This window comes from Geodermatophilus sp. SYSU D00710 (genome assembly GCF_054050195.1).
Map to the genome: position 1 here is coordinate 92391 of NZ_JBJGYX010000001.1, position 17667 is coordinate 110057.

At 75.5% G+C, this 17667-nt stretch carries 12 protein-coding genes; 5 read left to right on the plus strand and 7 right to left on the minus strand.

Annotation, left to right across the window (positions count from 1 at the left end):
- The first annotated feature begins 26 nt into the window (after window positions 1–26).
- Both pta and ACI78U_RS00450 read left to right on the plus strand, forming a co-directional pair.
- Window positions 27–2111 (plus strand): phosphate acetyltransferase, encoded by a 2085-nt coding sequence (gene pta, locus ACI78U_RS00445; protein WP_456873305.1) that lies wholly within the window; start codon window positions 27–29, stop codon window positions 2109–2111.
- Entirely contained in the window at window positions 2108–3304 is a 1197-nt protein-coding gene (locus ACI78U_RS00450) for an acetate/propionate family kinase (RefSeq protein WP_456873306.1), read from the plus strand. The genes pta and ACI78U_RS00450 overlap by 4 nt, the downstream gene beginning before the upstream one ends.
- A 40-nt stretch (window positions 3305–3344) precedes the next feature.
- Here the strand turns inward: ACI78U_RS00450 and ACI78U_RS00455 are convergent, their stop codons facing one another.
- A complete protein-coding gene (locus ACI78U_RS00455; RefSeq protein ID WP_456873307.1) occupies window positions 3345–4655 on the minus strand; it encodes a flavin monoamine oxidase family protein in 1311 nt (436 codons plus the stop codon).
- 233 nt (window positions 4656–4888) lie between these two features.
- Entirely contained in the window at window positions 4889–8626 is a 3738-nt protein-coding gene (gene metH, locus ACI78U_RS00460) for a methionine synthase (protein ID WP_456873308.1), read from the minus strand.
- Window positions 8627–8787: 161 nt separating this feature from the next.
- Between metH and ACI78U_RS00465 the strand changes: the two genes are divergently transcribed.
- On the plus strand, window positions 8788–9651 hold the full coding sequence (locus ACI78U_RS00465; protein WP_456873309.1) for a PAC2 family protein: 864 nt from the start codon (window positions 8788–8790) through the stop codon (window positions 9649–9651).
- Window positions 9652–9758: 107 nt separating this feature from the next.
- Here the strand turns inward: ACI78U_RS00465 and ACI78U_RS00470 are convergent, their stop codons facing one another.
- The 3 genes from ACI78U_RS00470 to ACI78U_RS00480 form a co-directional block, all read right to left on the minus strand.
- On the minus strand, window positions 9759–10787 hold the full coding sequence (locus ACI78U_RS00470) for an HD domain-containing protein (RefSeq protein WP_456873310.1): 1029 nt from the start codon (window positions 10785–10787) through the stop codon (window positions 9759–9761).
- Window positions 10788–12053, minus strand: coding sequence for a cysteine--1-D-myo-inosityl 2-amino-2-deoxy-alpha-D-glucopyranoside ligase (mshC, locus tag ACI78U_RS00475; RefSeq protein WP_456873311.1), 1266 nt, complete (start codon window positions 12051–12053; stop codon window positions 10788–10790).
- Window positions 12054–12236: 183 nt separating this feature from the next.
- The gene (locus tag ACI78U_RS00480; protein WP_456873312.1) at window positions 12237–12467 is read right to left on the minus strand and encodes a hypothetical protein; all 231 of its coding nucleotides are present in this window, start codon (window positions 12465–12467) and stop codon (window positions 12237–12239) included.
- Window positions 12468–12892: 425 nt separating this feature from the next.
- Between ACI78U_RS00480 and ACI78U_RS00485 the strand changes: the two genes are divergently transcribed.
- Window positions 12893–13333, plus strand: coding sequence for a hypothetical protein (locus tag ACI78U_RS00485; protein ID WP_456873313.1), 441 nt, complete (start codon window positions 12893–12895; stop codon window positions 13331–13333).
- Between the two features lie 251 nt (window positions 13334–13584).
- A complete protein-coding gene (locus tag ACI78U_RS00490) occupies window positions 13585–14208 on the plus strand; it encodes a class F sortase (protein WP_456873314.1) in 624 nt (207 codons plus the stop codon).
- Between the two features lie 102 nt (window positions 14209–14310).
- Here ACI78U_RS00490 and glpK read toward each other — a convergent pair whose 3' ends face one another.
- Both glpK and ACI78U_RS00500 read right to left on the minus strand, forming a co-directional pair.
- A complete protein-coding gene (glpK, locus tag ACI78U_RS00495) occupies window positions 14311–15825 on the minus strand; it encodes a glycerol kinase GlpK (protein WP_456873315.1) in 1515 nt (504 codons plus the stop codon).
- 31 nt (window positions 15826–15856) lie between these two features.
- Window positions 15857–17602 carry a glycerol-3-phosphate dehydrogenase/oxidase gene (locus tag ACI78U_RS00500; RefSeq protein ID WP_456873316.1) on the minus strand — a complete coding sequence of 582 codons (1746 nt, stop codon included), beginning with the start codon at window positions 17600–17602 and terminating at the stop codon, window positions 15857–15859.
- Window positions 17603–17667 lie beyond the last annotated feature (65 nt).

Genomic DNA, 17667 nt, shown 5'->3' on the forward strand with positions numbered 1-17667 from the left:
TAGGGTCGCGGGCAGGAGGTGGGGCGGTGTCGGACGGGCTCTACGTCACCGGCTGCGAACCGGCCAGCGGCAAGTCCGCGGTCGCCCTCGGGGTGTTCGAGCTGCTCGCCCGGCGGGTGGGCCGGCTCGGCGTCTTCCGGCCGGTGGTCTCCGCGCGGGAGGGCTCCGACGGCGTCGTCGACCTGCTCCTCCCCCGCGCGCACCCCGACCTGACCGCGGACGCGTGCGCCGGGGTGACCTACGCCGACGTGCTCGCCGACGAGGACCGCGCGCTGTCGGAGATCGTCGCCCGCTACCGGGCGCTGGCCGCGCGCTGCGACGGGGTGCTGGTCGTCGGCTCGGACTTCAGCGAGGCCGCCGCCGCGCGGGAGCTGGCGCTCAACGCCCGGATCGCGGCCAACCTCGGGCTGCCGGTCCTGTGCGTCGTCTCCGGCCGCGACCGCGACCCCGACGACGTCGCCGTCGCCCTCGGCGTGGGCCGCGAGGCCATGCGCGCGGCCGGGGCCGAGGTCGTCGCCGCCGTCGCCAACCGGGTGCCGCCGGCGCGGCTGGCCGCGGTGCGGGCGCGGGTCGGCGGCGGGGACCCACCGGTCTACGTGCTGCCGGAGGCGCCGGTGCTCACCGCGCCGACGATGGCCGAGGTGGCTCGCGCCTGCGACGCCCGCCCGCTGGCCGGGGACGACGGCACGCTGGGCCGGGAGACCTCCGGGGTGCTGGTGGCGGCGATGACCATCCCCAACCTGCTCGAGCGGCTGGTCGAGCAGGTCGTGGTCATCACCCCCGGCGACCGGGCCGACGTCGTGCTCGGCGTGGTCGCCGCGCACCTCGCCGGCGGGCTGCCCGCCCCGGCCGGGCTGGTGCTGACCGGCGGCATCGAGCCGGCCGCCCCGGTGCGGCGGCTGCTCGAGCACCTGCCGGCCACCGTGCCGGTCGTGGTGACCGACCGGGACACCTACGTCACCGCCACCCTCGCCGGGTCGGTGCCCGGCCGGATCCGCCCCGGCGCGCAGCGCAAGATCGACGTCGCGCTGTCCCTCGTCGAGGAGCACGTCGACGCCGGGGAGCTGCTGGGCCGCACCGCGCTGGCCCGGCCGCGGGTGACCACGCCGCTGATGTTCGAGCACGAGCTGCTCGACCGGGCGCGGGCCGACCGCCGCCACGTCGTGCTGCCGGAGGGCACCGACGAGCGGGTGCTGCGCGCCGCCGAGCGGCTGCTGCGGCGCGGCGTGGTCGACCTGACCCTCCTCGGGGACCCCGCCGAGGTCCGCGCCGCGGCCACCCGGGCGGGGGTCGACCTCGGCGCGGCGCGGCTGCTCGACCCGTGCGACCCCGAGCTGCGGGAGCGGCTGGCGCTGGAGTACGCGCGGCGGCGGGCGCACCGCGGCGTGACCATGGACGCCGCCCGCGACCTCGTCGTCGACGTCTCCTACGCCGGCACGCTGCTGGTGGCCCTCGGCCTGGCCGACGGGATGGTGTCGGGCGCGACCCACACGACCGCGCAGACCATCCGCCCCGCGCTGGAGCTGATCAAGACCACCGAGGGCGTGTCGATCGTGTCCAGCGTGTTCTTCATGTGCTTGGCCGACCGGGTGCTCGTCTACGGCGACTGCGCGGTCAACGTGCACCCGAGCGCCGAGCAGCTGGCCGAGATCGCGATCACCTCGGCCGGCACCGCGGCGCGCTTCGGCGTCGAGCCGCGGGTGGCGATGCTGTCCTACTCCACCGGCTCCTCGGGCAGCGGCGAGGACGTCGACCGGGTGCGGACGGCCACCGAGCTGGTGCGCGAGCGGGCCCCGGAGCTGTCGGTCGAGGGGCCGATCCAGTACGACGCCGCGGTCGACGCCGGCGTGGCGCAGGCCAAGCTGCCCGGCAGCGCGGTGGCCGGGCGGGCCACGGTGTTCGTCTTCCCCGACCTCAACACCGGCAACAACACCTACAAGGCCGTGCAGCGCAGCGCCGGCGCGGTGGCCGTGGGCCCGGTCCTGCAGGGCCTGCGCGCGCCGGTCAACGACCTCTCCCGGGGGGCCACGGTGCAGGACATCGTCAACACCGTGGCGATCACCGCCATCCAGGCGCAGGGCCCGGCCGCCGGGGGCGGGGCGCAGTCGTGACCGGGCGGGTGCTCGTCGTCAACTGCGGCTCGTCGTCGCTGAAGTACCGGCTGGTCGACGTCGCCGCCGGCGAGGCCCTGGCCTGGGGGCTGGCCGAGCGGGTCGGGCAGCCCTCCGGCCGGCTCAGCCACTCCCGGCCCGGTGCGCCGCCGGCGGTGGTCGAGCAGGCGCTGCCCGACCACGCCGAGGCGCTGGCGGCGGCGCTGGCCGCCTTCGAGCGCAGCGGCCCGTCGCTGGCCGACGCCGGGCTGGTCGCGGTCGCCCACCGGGTGGTACACGGCGGCGACCGGTTCTCCGCGCCGGTGCTGGTCGACGACGGCGTGCTGCGGGCGATCCGCGAGCTGGCCACGCTCGCGCCGCTGCACAACCCGGTCAACGCCGTGGGCATCGAGGTGGCCCGCCGCACCTTCCCCGGCCTGCCGCACGTGGCGGTCTTCGACACCGCCTTCCACGCCACCCTGCCGCCCGCGGCGCACACCTACGCGGTCCCCCCGCAGTGGGCGCGCGAGCACGGCGTGCGGCGCTACGGCTTCCACGGCACGTCGCACGCGTTCGTCTCCCGCGCCGCCGCCGGGCTGCTCGGGCGTCCGGTCGAGCAGGTCAACACCGTGGTGCTGCACCTCGGCAACGGCGCGAGCGCCACCGCCGTCGCCGGCGGCCGCAGCGTGGACACCTCGATGGGCATGACCCCGCTGGAGGGGCTGGTCATGGGCACCCGCTCCGGCGACGTCGACCCCGCCGTCGTCGCGCACCTGCACCGGGTGGCCGGGCTCGGGCCCGAGGAGGTCGACCGGGCGCTGAACACCTCCAGCGGCATGCTGGCGCTGGCCGGCACCAACGACCTGCGCGAGGTGCACCGGCGGATCGCCGACGGCGACGCCGACGCCGCGCTCGCCCTCGACGTGTTCTGCCACCGGGTGCGCAAGTACGTGGGCGCCTACCTGGCCGTGCTGGGCCGCACCGACGCGATCGCCTTCACCGGCGGCATCGGGGAGAACGACCCGGTGGTGCGGTCGCGGTCGCTGGCCGGGATGGAGCCCCTCGGCGTCCGGCTCGACGAGGAGCGCAACGCCGACCGGGCCCCCGGCGGTCGCCGGGTCTCGGCCGACGACAGCCGGGTCGCCGTCCTGGTCGTGCCCACCGACGAGGAGCTGGAGATGGCCCGCCAGGCCGTCGACCTGCTGGACGGGTGAGAGCCGCCCCGCGGGCCGTGCGCACTGCGGGTGCGGGGCGTCAGCCGGCCGGGCCCCCGAGGAGCCGGCGGACGGTGCGGGCGGCGACCAGCCCGGACTCGATCGCGCCGTCCATCGTGCCGGTCCACCCGGCGGCGTGGTCCCCACCGGCCAGGACGACCCGTCCCTCGGGCGCCTGCAGCGCGGGGAGGGCGGCGAGCCGGCCGGGGCGGGGGGTGGCCCACGTGCCGCGGGAGAACTCGTCGGTGCACCAGTCGTGGGCGGTGACCGCCTCGATCCGCGCCCCGGCCGGCAGCAGCTCCTCGAACGCCGCGCGCACCGCCCGCTCGTCACCGGGAGGCACCCGGGCGGCGTCCGGACCGAGGGCGAAGAGCAGGTGCCGGCCGTCGTCGAGCAGCTCCCAGCTGGTCACCACGGTGACCGGGCGGGAGTCGGGAGCCAGCGCGAGGACCGGCTCGTCCACCCCGCCGACCAGCGCCCACAGCTTGACCCCCCGGCCGGCCTGCCCCTCCGCCACGACCGCCTGCTTGGCCCGGTCGAGGGCCGGCCGGAAGTCCACCGACCCCAGCACGTTGAGCGGCAGCGCGACGACCACGGCCGACGCCGGGACGGCGGTGCCGTCCCGGGTCGTCACGGTGACGGTGGCGTCGTGCTGCTCGACCCGGGCCACCGGCGCCGAGGTGCGCACCTCCGGGGCGCCGTCGTCGGCGAGCGCCGTCACGAGGTCCGCCGTCCGGATGCCGAACGCGCCCATCGCGTCCATCCACAGCCAGAGATCCCAGCCGGCCAGCGCGATCTCGCGCACGAGCGTCAGCAGGCCGGCCTCGGAGTTCGGTGCCGACGCCGAGGTGGACAGCAGCGCGGCGGCCAGGTCGCGGTCGGCGGCCGACAGCTCGGTGGCGTCGAGCCGGTCCTGCACGGACAGGCCGTCGAGCGCCGCGACGGCGTCGGGGACGGCGAGGGGCAGGTGCGGCAGGGGGAAGACCTCGCGGCCCTCGGGGAGCAGCCGGGCGAAGACCTCGGACAGCCGGGGGGCCAGCGCGGCCATCGGCTCCTCGTGCAGCCGCCCCCCGCTCCAGTAGGTGGCCCGCCCCGGTACCGGGAGCGGCCGGTACGGGATGCCGTACCGGGTCAGCTCGGCGAAGACGTGCGGCTGGAACCAGTGCACCTGGGCGCCGCCGAGCTCGACGTCCCGGCCGCCCAGCTGCGCGGTGCGGGTCCGGCCGCCGAGCCGGTCCCGGGCCTCGAGCACCAGGACCCGCAGGCAGGCGTGCCGCAGCTCCCGGGCCGCGGTCAGGCCGGCCAGCCCACCGCCGACCACGACGACGTCCTGCCCGGGGGGCTCGGCCATGACCGCCTCGTCTCCGCCCGGGCCCGCGGCGCGCCTCCGGTCCCGGGTCAGGGCACCTCGGTAGCAGCAGCGGCGGCCACGCTAGGGCCTGGCCGCTCCGCCGAGCGGGGACGACGTCCTCGCCGGGCGTCCGCGCGGTGGCGTCGTGTCCGACGGCGAGCCCGTCGTCGCTGCGGGCGAGCGGCGGGGGCGGGGTGCCTTCAGCGCGCTATTGGCACCCGACGGACGGGTTGTCAGTCGTCGTCGGTGCGGTAGCCCAGGTTGGGTGCCAGCCAGCGCTCGGCCTCGGCGAGGGTCCAGCCCTTGCGGCGCGCGTAGTCCTCGACCTGGTCGCGGCCGATCCGGCCCAGGTTGAAGTAGCGCGCCTCCGGGTGGGAGAAGTACAGCCCGCTGACCGCGGCACCCGGCCACATGGCCATCGACTCGGTCAGCCGCAGGCCGATCGCGGCCTCGACGTCGAGCAGCTCCCAGATCGTCTGCTTCTCGGTGTGCTCCGGGCAGGCCGGGTAGCCCGGCGCGGGGCGGATGCCGCGGTAGCGCTCGGCGATCAGCGCGTCGTTGTCCAGCCGCTCGTCGGCCGCGTAGCCCCAGAACTCCCGCCGCACCCGCTCGTGCAGCCGCTCGGCGAACGCCTCCGCCAGCCGGTCGGCCAGCGCCTCGAGCAGGATCGCCGAGTAGTCGTCGTGGGCGGCCTTGAACGCGGCCACCCGCTCGGCCGCGCCCAGCCCCGCGGTGACGGCGAAGGCGCCGACGTGGTCGGCCAGGCCGCTCTCCCGCGGTGCGACGAAGTCGGCCAGCGACGTGCGCGGGGCGCCGTCGCGGCCCTCGGTCTGCTGCCGCAGCTGGTGCAGCACCGCGCGCACCTCGCTGCGGGACCCGTCGGTGTAGACCTCGAGGTCCTCGCCGTCGACCCGCGCCGCCGGGAACAACCCGAACACGCCGTGGGCGGTCAGCCAGCGCTCGGCGACGATCCGGTCGAGCATCGCCTGCGCGTCGTCGAACAGCCGCCGCGCCGCCTCGCCGGTGGCCGGGTTGTGCAGCAGGTCGGGGAACCGGCCGCGCATCTCCCACGCGGTGAAGAACGGCTGCCAGTCGATGTAGCCGCGCAGCTCCTCGAGCGGGTAGTCGCGCAGCACCTGCACGCCGGTCCCCGCCCGCGGCCGCGGCGGCTCGTACGACGACCAGTCGAGCGCAGGCGCCGCGGCGCGAGCGGCGGCGATCGGCAGCAGCGTGCGGGTGTCGGTGCGGGCGGCGTGCCGCTCGCGCAGCCCCGCGTACTCGGCGTCGGTGGCGGTCAGCAGGCCGGGGCGCTGCTCGTCGGACAGCAGCGCGGCGACGACGGGCACCGACCGCGACGCGTCCTTCACCCAGATGACCGGCCCGTGGTAGCGCGGCGCGACCTTGACCGCGGTGTGCGCGCGCGACGTCGTCGCCCCGCCGATGAGCAGCGGCACCTCGAAGCCCTGCCGCTCCATCTCGGCGGCCAGGCCGACCATCTCGTCCAGCGACGGGGTGATCAGCCCGGACAGGCCGATGACGTCGGCGCCGACCTCCTTGGCGGTGTCCAGGATCTTCTGCGCCGGGACCATGACGCCGAGGTCGACGACGTCGTAGTTGTTGCACTGCAGGACGACGCCGACGATGTTCTTGCCGATGTCGTGGACGTCGCCCTTGACGGTGGCCATGACGACGCGGCCGTTGGTGCGCTCGGCATCGCCGGGCTGCCGCTCGGCCTCGATGAACGGCACCAGGTGGGCGACGGCCTTCTTCATCACCCGCGCGGACTTGACCACCTGCGGCAGGAACATCTTGCCGGCGCCGAACAGGTCGCCGACGACGTTCATCCCGCTCATCAGCGGGCCCTCGATGACCTCGATCGGCCGGCCGCCGCGGGCGGCGATCTCGAGGCGCAGCTCCTCGGTGTCGGCCTCGACGAACTCGTCGACGCCCTTGACCAGCGCGTGGGTGATCCGCTCGGCGACCGGCAGCGACCGCCACTCCTCGGTGGCCGCCTCCTCGGCGGCACCGGTGGCGGCGTACTCCCCGGCGATCTCCAGCAGCCGCTCGGTCGCGTCGGGCCGGCGGGCGAGGACGACGTCCTCGATGCGCTCGCGCAGCCGCGCCGGGACCTCCTCGTACACCTCGAGCGCACCGGCGTTGACGATCCCCATGTCCATGCCGGCGGCGACGGCGTGGAAGAGGAACACCGCGTGGATGGCCTCCCGGACGCGGTTGTTGCCGCGGAAGGAGAACGACACGTTGGACACCCCGCCGGAGACCCGCGCGTGCGGCAGGTTCGCCTTGATCCAGCGGGTGGCCTCGATGAAGTCCAGCCCGTAGCGGGCGTGCTCCTCGATGCCGGTGGCGACGGCGAAGACGTTGGGGTCGAAGACGACGTCCTCGGGCGGGAGGCCCACCCGGTCGACGAGCACGTCGTAGGCCCGGCGGCAGATCTGCTGCCGCCGCTCCAGGGTGTCGGCCTGCCCGTCCTCGTCGAAGGCCATGACGACGACGGCGGCGCCGTACCGGCGGCACAGCTCGGCCTGCCGGACGAACTCCTCCTCGCCGTTCTTCAGCGAGATCGAGTTGACGATCGACTTCCCCTGCAGCTGCTGCAGGCCGGCCTCGATGACCTCCCACTTCGAGGAGTCGACCATCACCGGCACGCGGCAGATGTCGGGCTCGGCGGCGATCAGGCGGGTGAAGCGGGTCATCGCCGCGACGCCGTCGATCATGCCCTCGTCCATGTTGACGTCGATGACCTGGGCGCCGGCCTCGACCTGCTGGCGGGCCACGGCGAGCGCGCCGGCGTAGTCGCCGTCGCGGACCAGCCGGCGGAAGCGCGCCGAGCCGGTGATGTTGGTGCGCTCCCCGACGTTGACGAACAGCGAGTCCTCGTCGACGGTCACCGGCTCCAGGCCCGACAGCCGCAGCGCCGGGCGGGCCGCCGGCGGGGTGCGCGGCGCGCGCCCGGCGACGGCGGCGGCGATGGCGGCGACGTGCGCCGGGGTGGTGCCGCAGCAGCCGCCGACGAGGTTGACGAAGCCGTCCTCGGCGAAGTCCTGCAGCACGCCGGCGGTCTCCTCCGGCGCCTCGTCGTACTCGCCGAAGGCGTTGGGCAGGCCGGCGTTGGGATAGCAGGAGACGAAGGTGTCGGCGACGCGGGCGAGCTCGGCGACGTAGGGGCGCAGCTCCTTGGCGCCCAGCGCGCAGTTGAGCCCGACGGCGAGTGGCCGCACGTGCCGCACCGAGTGCCAGAACGCCTCGGTGGTCTGCCCTGACAGGGTGCGGCCCGACGCGTCGGTGATCGTGCCCGAGACGACGACCGGCCAGCGGCGGCCGCGCTCGTCGAACAGCGACTCCAGGGCGACGATCGCGGCCTTGGCGTTGAGCGTGTCGAAGACCGTCTCGACCAGCAGCAGGTCGGCGCCGCCGTCGACCAGGCCGTCGGCCTGCTCGCGGTAGGCCGCGACGAGCTGGCCGAAGGTGACGTTGCGGGCGCCGGGGTCGTTGACGTCGGGCGAGATCGACGCCGTCCGGGTGGTCGGCCCGAGGGCGCCGGCGACGTACCGGGGCCGCTCCGGGGTGCGGGCGGTCATCGCGTCGGCCTCGCGGCGGGCCAGCCGGGCGGCGGCCTCGTTGATCTCGCGGGCCAGGGAGGCCATGCCGTAGTCGGCCAGCGAGACGGCGTTGGCGTTGAAGGTGTTGGTCTCGACGACGTCGGCGCCGGCCTCGAGGTACTCGCGGTGGATGCCCGCGACGAGCTCGGGCCGGGTGAGCACGAGCAGGTCGTTGTTGCCCCGCAGGTCGGCCGGCCAGTCGGCGAACCGCTCCCCGCGGTAGTCGGCCTCGCTCGGCCGCTGCTGCTGGATCGCCGTCCCCATCGCGCCGTCGAGCACCAGGATGCGCTGCTCGAGCAGGGCGGTGAGCTCCGCGGTGGCGTCGGGACGGAGCTGCGGGGCGTCGGTCACGGGCGTCCTCGGGGTCGGTCGGCGGCAGGTCCTGCTGCTCGGGCAGCAGCCGCTGGGCCGCGCGTGTTCCCTGCGTCGTCGGAGGCGGTGCCGCGGGCCCGTGCCATCCTCCCACCCGCGCCACGCGGGGTGCGCGCCGCGATCGACGTAGGCTCGCAGGGGTGATCGACCCGAAGTCCGCTCCCGATGACCTGCCCCAGCTGAACCAGCCGGTGGCGGTGGTCGCCTTCGAGGGTTGGAACGACGCCGGGGACGCCGCCACCGGGGCGCTCGAGCACCTCGAGCTCATCTGGGACGCCACCCCCCTCGCCGCGCTCGACCCCGAGGACTACTACGACTTCCAGGTCAACCGCCCCACCGTCTCCCTGGTCGAGGGCGTCAGCCGGCGCATCGAGTGGCCGACGACGCGGGTCTCGGTGGCCCGGCCGCCGGGCAGCGACCGCGACGTCGTCCTCATCCGGGGGATCGAGCCCAACATGCGCTGGCGCGGCTTCTGCGCCGAGCTGATCGAGCTGTGCCAGGAGCTCGACGTGCAGACCGTCGTCGCGCTGGGCGCGCTGCTCGCCGACACCCCGCACACCCGGCCCACGCCGGTGAGCGGCTCGGCCTACGACCAGGAGTCCGCGCGGGCCTACGGCCTGGAGACCTCCCGCTACGAGGGCCCGACGGGCATCCTCGGCGTCTTCCAGGACGCGTGCGTGCAGCAGGGCCTGCCCGCGGTGAGCTTCTGGGCCGCCGTCCCCCACTACGTCTCCCAGCCGCCCTCCCCGCGGGCCACCGTCGCGCTGCTGCAGCGGGTCGAGGAGGTGCTCGAGCTGCCGGTGCCGCTCGGGGCGCTGCCCGCGCAGGCCGACGACTGGGTCCGGACCGTCGACGAGATGGCCCAGGAGGACGCCGAGGTCGTCGAGTACGTGCGCTCGCTCGAGGAGCGCGCCACCGAGAGCGACCTCTCGCAGGCCAACGGCGACCAGATCGCCCGGGAGTTCGAGCGCTACCTGCGCCGGCGCGGCTCCTCCCCCAGCTGACCGGTCCCGGTCGCCGGCCCGCCGTGGTCGGCGCCCGGCCCGGGTCGGCGCGGTAGTTGGGGATAACGGTCGAGCCGGCAGTCCGGGGCCAGGCCGCCCCGCTCCGCTCACCGGCGCAGCAGCGGGGCCATCCGCGCTGCGGCGTCGTCGCCGAAGAGCCGGTCGTGGGTGGCGAGGGCGAACCGGTCGGTCATGCCGGACACGTGGTCGACGACCTGGGTGATGAGGTCGGCCTCGGTGTCGCGGTAGGTCGGCGGGATCAGCTCGGGGTGGGCCAGGTGGTGGTCGACCAGCCGGCGGATGACGTCGATGGCCAGCTGCTTCTGCCCGGCGGCGGTCTCGGACAGGTAGACCCGCTCGAACATGAACGTCCGCAGCCGGTGCATCGCCGCCAGCGGCTCCGGGGCCATGACCACCCGGCTGCCGTCGGCCAGGGAGCCGGCGACGACGGCGTCGACCATCGCCCCGACCATGGCGCTGCCCGGCTCCCCGAAGGACTCCCGCGCCACCGCGGGCAGGTCGCCGGGCACCAGCACCCCGGCGCGGACGGCGTCGAGGGCGTCGTGGGACAGGTAGGCGATCCGGTCGGCGTAGCGGACGCACTCCCCCTCGCGGGTCGCCGGCGGCGGGGCGATCTTCCAGCTGTGCGCGCGGATCCCGTCGCGCACCTCCCACGTCAGGTTCAGGTGCTCGAGGACCTCCACGATCCGCACGCCCTGCGCCGCGTGGTGCCAGCCGCCGGGCACGTAGGGGTCGAAGGCGTCCTCCCCGATGTGGCCGAACGGCGAGTGGCCGACGTCGTGGCCCAGCGCGATCGCCTCGGCGAGGGTCTCGTTGAGCCCGAGCGCGCGGGCGATGGCCCGGGCCACCTGGGTGACCTGCAGGGTGTGGGTGAGCCGGGTGACGAAGTGGTCGCCGTCGGGGTTGAGGAAGACCTGCGTCTTGTGCTTGAGCCGGCGGAAGGCCTTGGCGTGCAGGATCCGGTCGCGGTCGCGCTCGAAGGCGGTGCGCAGCCGGTCCTCGGGCTCGTCGACGGCGCGGCCGCGGGTGGCCGCCGAGCGGGCCGCGGCGGGGGCGAGCCCGGACTCCGCCGCCTCGCGGGCCGCGCGGCCGGTGAGCCGGAACCCGCCGGACACTTAGCCCTCCTGCAGCGCGACACCGAGCAGCGCGTCGACGGCGTCGGCCACCATCGCCGGGGCGCCGTCCTCGGCGTCGCCGTCCCCGGCCAGCGTGGCCGCCGCCCAGGCGTCGACGACGGCGATCGCGCCGGGGCTGTCGAGGTCGTCGGCCAGGCGCTCGCGGAGCCCGGCGAGCACCGGCGCGGCCGGGGCGCCCGCGGGCAGGGCGGCCGCCCGGCGCCAGGTGGCCAGCCGCTCCTGGGCGGCCGACAGCAGGTCCGGCGTCCAGGCGCGGTCGGTGCGGTAGTGGCCCGACAGCAGCGCCAGCCGGATGGCCATCGGGTCGACGCCCTCGCCGCGCAGCTTGGAGACGAAGACCAGGTTGCCGCGGCTCTTGCTCATCTTCTCGCCGTCGAGGCCGATCATCGCCGCGTGCACGTAGGCCCGGGCGAACGGGCCCTTCTCCCCCGTCTCGGCGGCGGTGAGCGCCTCGGCGTGGACGGCGGAGTACTCGTGGTGCGGGAAGACCAGGTCGCTGCCGCCGCCCTGCACGTCGAAGCCGGTGCCGATGGTGTCCAGCGCGATCGTGGCGCACTCGATGTGCCAGCCGGGCCGGCCGGCGATGCCGCGCGGGCCGGGCCAGGCGGGCTCGCCCTCGCGGCGGCCGCGCCACAGCAGCGGGTCGAGCCGGCTGCGCTTGCCCGGCCGGTCGGGGTCACCGCCGCGCTCGGCCGAGAGCGCCAGCATCGTCGTCTCGTCGTAGCCGGACTCCGCGCCGAAGCCGGGGGCCTGGGAGACGTCGTGGTAGACGTCGCCGGTGCCGTCGCCGATCACGTAGGCCAGGCCCTCGTCGAGCAGGGTCTCCACGTGGGCGACGATCCGCGGGATCGCGGCCACCGCGCCCACGTAGTCCTCCGGCGGCAGCACCCGCAGCGCGGTCATGTCCTCGCGGAACAGCGCCGTCTCGCGCATGCCGAGCACGACCCAGTCCTCGCCGTCGCGCTCGGCGCGCTCGAGCAGCGGGTCGTCGATGTCGGTGACGTTCTGCACGTAGTGGACAGCGTGTCCGGCGTCCCGCCACACCCGGTTGACCAGGTCGAAGGCCAGGTAGGTGGCCGCGTGCCCGAGGTGGGTGGCGTCGTAGGGGGTGATGCCGCAGACGTACATCCGCGCCACCGCGCCGGGCTCGGTGGGCACGACCTCCCCGCGCGCGGTGTCGAACAGGCGCAGCACCGGACCGGAGCCGGGCAGGGTGGGGAGCAGCGGGGCGGGCCAGGCGAGCACGACGCCGAGGGTAGTTGCGTGTCCGGCGCCTCCCCGCCGCCCGCCCCGTACCTGGGGACGGCGCCCCGGCGCCCATCCCGGCCCGCGCCGTGTGCACACAGCGCGGGCCGGCCGGCGCCGCGACGACGCCACGTGCACAGGACGTGCCCGACGGCCCCGCCCCGCCCCGCCTCGCGGATCCCGTCAGCGGCGGGGCAGCCCGACCAGGACCTCGTCCGGCTCGGCCGGCCGGCGCGACGGGCGGGTGTCCCCGTCGGTCACCTGCCGGACCGCCCGCCACTGGCCGGGTGCCCACGCCCGTGTCAGCAGGCCGTCGTCCGACAGCGCGACCAGGGCGCCGCTCTCCGTCGCCAGCAGCCCGGCCTCGACCCGCTCGTCCTCGCCCCCGGTGGTCTGCACCGTCCAGATCGGCATCCCGTTCTCCCCCTCACGGCACCGCCCCTCGGCGCCCCGGTCCCAGCAGACAACGGGGCCGGGTGGCCGGGTGCAACCGTTCCCCGGCGCGCCATCGCTGTCCGTCAACGGAACGGCAGAGGACGGAAATCCGGGCCGGGCCGTCCTCAGTCGTCCTCGTCGACCCAGTCCAGGGTGCGGGTGACCGCCGTCTGCCACGTGCGGTAGCGCGGATGGGCATCAAGCGCCACGGCGGCGACGTCGAGCAACGCGAGGAATGGGCTCGGCCTGGGTGAGACGCGTGAGCCGCACGTGAGCGCGCTGGCGAGAGTTGCCGATCGACGGCGTGAACCTCGGCACACGTGCTTCGAAACGCACCGTATCGGAACGAGATCGCTGTGTAAGGCTGGCGGCCGCCTCTTCCGAACACCTCTGGAGTCCAGATCATGCGTCGCCGTACCACCGCCGCTGTTGGCGTCCTCTTCACCGCAGCCCTGTCCGTCGGCTTCTCCGGCACGGCGCAGGCCGCCGACCTCGACTGCCTCGAGGACTTCACCTACCAGGAGGAAGCACAGGCCGTCTACGACCAGGACCCGAGCGACCCCAACGGCCTCGACGGGGACGACAACGACGGCCGCGCCTGCGAGAGCCTCCCGTCGAGGGGTACGAGCGGCGCCGCAACCGGCACCACGACCGGTGGGGTCACGACCGGCAGCACGACGGGCAGCGGCCAGGTCACGACCCGCCCGGCGGGCGCCGTTGCCGCCGGCGACGGCTCGGCCAGCGACGAGGCCGGCGCGCTTCCCTACGTCCTGGGTGGCGTCGCCCTGACCGCGGCCGGTGGCGCCGCGTTCGCTGCCCGGCGCAGCTCCCGCGCGACCGTCTGACCGTCGCCCACGTGCACCATCGCGCACGCACCATCCGCCCCGACTCCCCAGGGATCGGGGCGGATGGTGCGGTGCGCATCGTGGGTGCCTATCCCCCACCGCCGCCTCAGGCGCGGGCATCGAGCGGGGACACGGAGCTCGCGGCCCTGCTCGCCCGACCTCCGCACGTCACCCGCTACGGACAGCCGAAGCGCCGAGCCTCCCGCGCGCCCCGGCCCCGCGCCGCCCGTGTCTGGGCAGGCACCTCCGCGGTGCTCGCTACTGCGGGCATCGCCGCCATCGTCGTCCTGCCCCAGGACGCGGCTGACTCGGTCCGACTCGAGGCCCCCCTCGCCGTGGTCGCCCCGCCGGTCACCGCGACCACGGCTCCGTCCGCGCCTCCCGCCGGGCTGGTCAGCACGGCGGCCAGCGCACAGCAGCTGCCGGCCAGTACTCCCGTCCGGGTCCAGATCCCGGCCCTCGGAGTGACGTCAAGGATCATGGAACTGGGCCTGCAACGGGACGGCTCCATGGAGGTCCCCCGGGGCGCGTATCCCGTCGGCTGGTACGACGGCAGCCCCACACCCGGCGAACTGGGGCCCGCCGTCCTCGCCGGCCACGTCGACTGGGAAGGCGAACCCGGGGCGTTCTACGGGCTCCGGGAACTGCGCACCGGGGACACCGTCGTCGTCGACCGGACCGATGGCACCGTCGCGACCTTCAGAGTCGACCGCGTCGAGAAGCACTCCAAGGACGACTTCCCGACCGACGAGGTCTACGGCGACATCGACCATGCCGGCCTGCGCCTGATCACCTGCGGTGGTGCCTTCGACGAGGAGTCCGGGGACTACCAGGACAACGTCATCGTGTTCGCCAGCCTCGCAGCGGTGGGGTGAACCCGTCCTCCTCCTCGTCCGGCGCGCCCCGCACCTCGTGGCGCCGACCCCGGGCCGGGTGGGCGTGCACCCGGCCGCGAGACAGGACGGATCGCGGCGGCGTCAGTCGTCCTCGTCGACCCAGTCCAGGGTGCGGGTGACCGCCTTCTGCCACTTGCGGTAGTAGCGCTCGCGCCGGTCGGCGGGCATCTGCGGCGTCCAGCGGCGGTCCTCGGCCCACTGCGCGGTCAGCTCGTCCTGGCCGCTCCAGAACCCGACGGCCAGGCCCGCGGCGTAGGCGGCGCCCAGCGCGGTGGTCTCGGCGACCCGGGGCCGGACGACGTCGACGCCGAGGATGTCGGCCTGGAACTGCATGAGCAGCTCGTTGACCACCATCCCGCCGTCGACCCGCAGCTCGGCCAGGGCCACCCCGCTGTCGGCGTCCATGGCCTCGACCACCTCGCGGGTCTGGTACGCGGTCGACTCCAGCACCGCGCGCGCCAGGTGGCCGCGGTCGACGTAGCGGGTCAGCCCGACCACCGCGCCGCGGGCGTCGGAGCGCCAGTGCGGGGCGAACAGGCCGGAGAAGGCGGGTACGACGTAGGCGCCGCCGTTGTCCTCCACCGAGCGGGCGACCGCCTCGATCTCGCCGGCGCCGCCGATGAGCCGCAGGTTGTCGCGCAGCCACTGCACGAGCGAGCCGGTGACCGCGATGGACCCCTCCAGCGCGTACACCGGGTCGTCGTCGCCGAGCCGGTAGCAGACGGTGGTGAGCAGCCCGTTCTCCGAGCGGACCGCGGTCTTGCCGGTGTTGAGCAGCAGGAAGTTGCCGGTGCCGTAGGTGTTCTTGGCCATGCCCGGCGTGAAGCAGACCTGCCCGAAGGTGGCCGCCTGCTGGTCGCCGAGCGAGCCGGCGATCGGGACCCCGGCCAGCGCCCCGTGCCGGCGCCCCTCGCCGTAGACCTCGGAGTTGGAGCGGATCTCGGGCAGCATCGAGGTCGGGATGCGCAGGTCGGCGGCGATCGACTCGTCCCACTGCAGCGTGCCCAGGTCCATGAGCAGCGTGCGCGAGGCGTTGGTGACGTCGGTGAGGTGCAGGCCGCCGTCCGGGCCGCCGGTGGCGTTCCACAGCAGCCAGCTGTCGATGGTGCCCATGAGCAGCTCGCCGCGCTCGGCCCGCGCCCGGGCGCCCTCGACGTTGTCGAGGATCCAGGTGACCTTCGGCCCGGCGAAGTAGGTGGCCAGCGGCAGGCCGGTGCGCTCCCTGTAGCGGTCGGCGCCGCCGCCGGGCTCGCCGAGCTCGCGGCAGATCGCGTCGGTGCGGGTGTCCTGCCAGACGATCGCGTTGTACACCGGCTCGCCGGTGGTGCGGTCCCAGACGACGGCGGTCTCGCGCTGGTTGGTCAGCCCGACGGCGGCCAGGTCACCGGCGACGGCGTCGGCGCGGGCCAGTGCCAGCCCGACCACGTCCCGGGTCTTGGCCCAGATCTCCACCGGGTCGTGCTCGACCCACCCGGCGCGGGGGAACACCTGCCGGTGCTCCTCCTGCGCCCGGGCGACGACCGCGCCCGCGGCGTCGAAGACGATGCAGCGGGTGCTCGTCGTCCCCTGGTCGATGGCGGCGACGTACCGGGTCAACGCTGACCTCCAGGCTCGGGTCGGACGGGGTTCAGGCGGAGGCGGCGAACGGCCGGATCTCGGGGGCCTGCAGGCGGGCGCGCTCGGCGGAGGTGTCGTCGGGCATCGCCTCGGCGGCCCGCTCGGCCTCCACCCGCGCCAGGTAGGTCGCGACCTCGCGCTCGCGCTGGTCGTCGTCCCACCCGAGCAGCCCGGCCATGAGCTCGGCGGCGGGCCGGGCCGACGCCGTCCCCCGGTCGGCCTGCTCGTAGGAGAGCCGGGTGCGGCGGGTCAGCACGTCCTCGAGGTGCAGCGCGCCCTCGGCGGTGACGGCGTAGACGACCTCGGCGCGCAGGTAGTCCGGCGCGCCCTCCAGCGGCCGGCCGAGGTCGGGGTCGGTGTCGACGAGGGCGAGCAGCTCGTCGACGAGGCTGCCGTAGCGGTCGAGCAGGTGCTCCACGCGGGTCTCGGTCCAGCCGTGCGCGCGGGCGAGGTGGGCCTTGCGGTTCCACCGCACCCGGTAGCCGTCGGCGCCGGCCAGCGGCAGCTCCTCGGTGAGCGAGGCGGGGATCGGCGCGTCGGGGTCCTCCCCCGGCGCGCGGTCGGCCAGCGCCATGTCCACCACGTCGCGGGCCATCACCCGGTAGGTCGTGTACTTGCCGCCGGCGATCACCGTCAGCCCGGGCCGGACGGTGGCCACGGTGTGCTCGCGGGACACCTTCGTCGTCGCCTGCCCCTCCTCGCCCACCGGCTGCAGCAGCGGCCGCAGGCCGGTGTAGACGCCGAGGACGTCGTCGCGGCTGAGCGGCCGGGTGAGCACGTCGTTGGCCCGCTCGAGGAGGTAGTCGACGTCGGCGGCCGAGGCGACCGGGTGGTCCTTGGCCAGGTCCCACGGGGTGTCGGTGGTGCCGATCACCCAGTGGGTGGGCCACGGGATGATGAACAGCACGCTCTTCTCGGTGCGCAGGATGACCCCGTCCTCACCGGCGATGACGTCGCGCGGGACGGCGATGTGCACGCCCTTCGACGCCCGCACGGTCAGCCCCTGGGCACGGAAGAGCTCCTGGGTCTGGTCGGTCCAGACGCCGGTCGCGCCGACGACGTGCCGCGCGCGGATGGTGAGCCCGCGGCCGGTCTCCAGGTCGACCGCGCGCACGCCCGCGACCCGGCCGCCCTCCTCGAGGTAGCCGACGACCTGGGTGCGGCTGGCGGCCAGCGCGCCGTGGCCGACGGCGGTGCGCACGAGCACCTGCACGAGGCGGGCGTCGTCGACCTTGGCGTCCCAGTAGCGGATGGCGCCGACGGCGGCGTCCTCGCGCAGCGACGGCGCGACCCGGCGCAGCGCCTTCCTCGACAGGTGCCGGTGCAGCGGCACGCCCTGCCCGCCGACGCGGCCGAGCAGCCCGCCGAGCACGTCGTAGAGCGCGATGCCCGCCCCGGTGTAGGCCCGCTCCCACACCCGGTGGCGCAGCGGGTAGAGGAACGGCACCGGGTGCACCAGGTGCGGGGCGAGCCGGCCGACGAGCAGGCCGCGCTCGTGCAGCGCCTCGCGGACCAGGGCGAAGTCGAGCATCTCCAGGTAGCGCAGCCCGCCGTGGACGAGCTTGCTGGCCCGGCTGGACGTGCCCGAGGCCCAGTCGCGCTGCTCGAGGAGGCCCACCGACAGGCCGCGGCTGGCCGCGTCGAGGGCGGCTCCGGCGCCGGTGACCCCGCCGCCGATCACCAGGACGTCGAGGACGTCGGCGGACATGCGGGCGAGGGCGGTCGTGCGGACCTCGGGCGAGAGGGCGGTGGACACCGGGCGGCACTCCTGGCTGGGGACGGCGGCAGGGCCCGGGCCGGGGCCCGGGACCACCGCGAGTC

Bases quoted from the DNA above. Each gene is read 5' to 3' on its own strand.
- ACI78U_RS00485 (WP_456873313.1), top strand. From the start codon at position 12,893: ATGCGTCGCCGTACCACCGCCGCTGTTGGCGTCCTCTTCACCGCAGCC.
- ACI78U_RS00480 (WP_456873312.1), bottom strand. From the start codon at position 12,467: ATGCCGATCTGGACGGTGCAGACCACCGGGGGCGAGGACGAGCGGGTC.
- ACI78U_RS00455 (WP_456873307.1), bottom strand. From the start codon at position 4,655: ATGGCCGAGCCCCCCGGGCAGGACGTCGTCGTGGTCGGCGGTGGGCTG.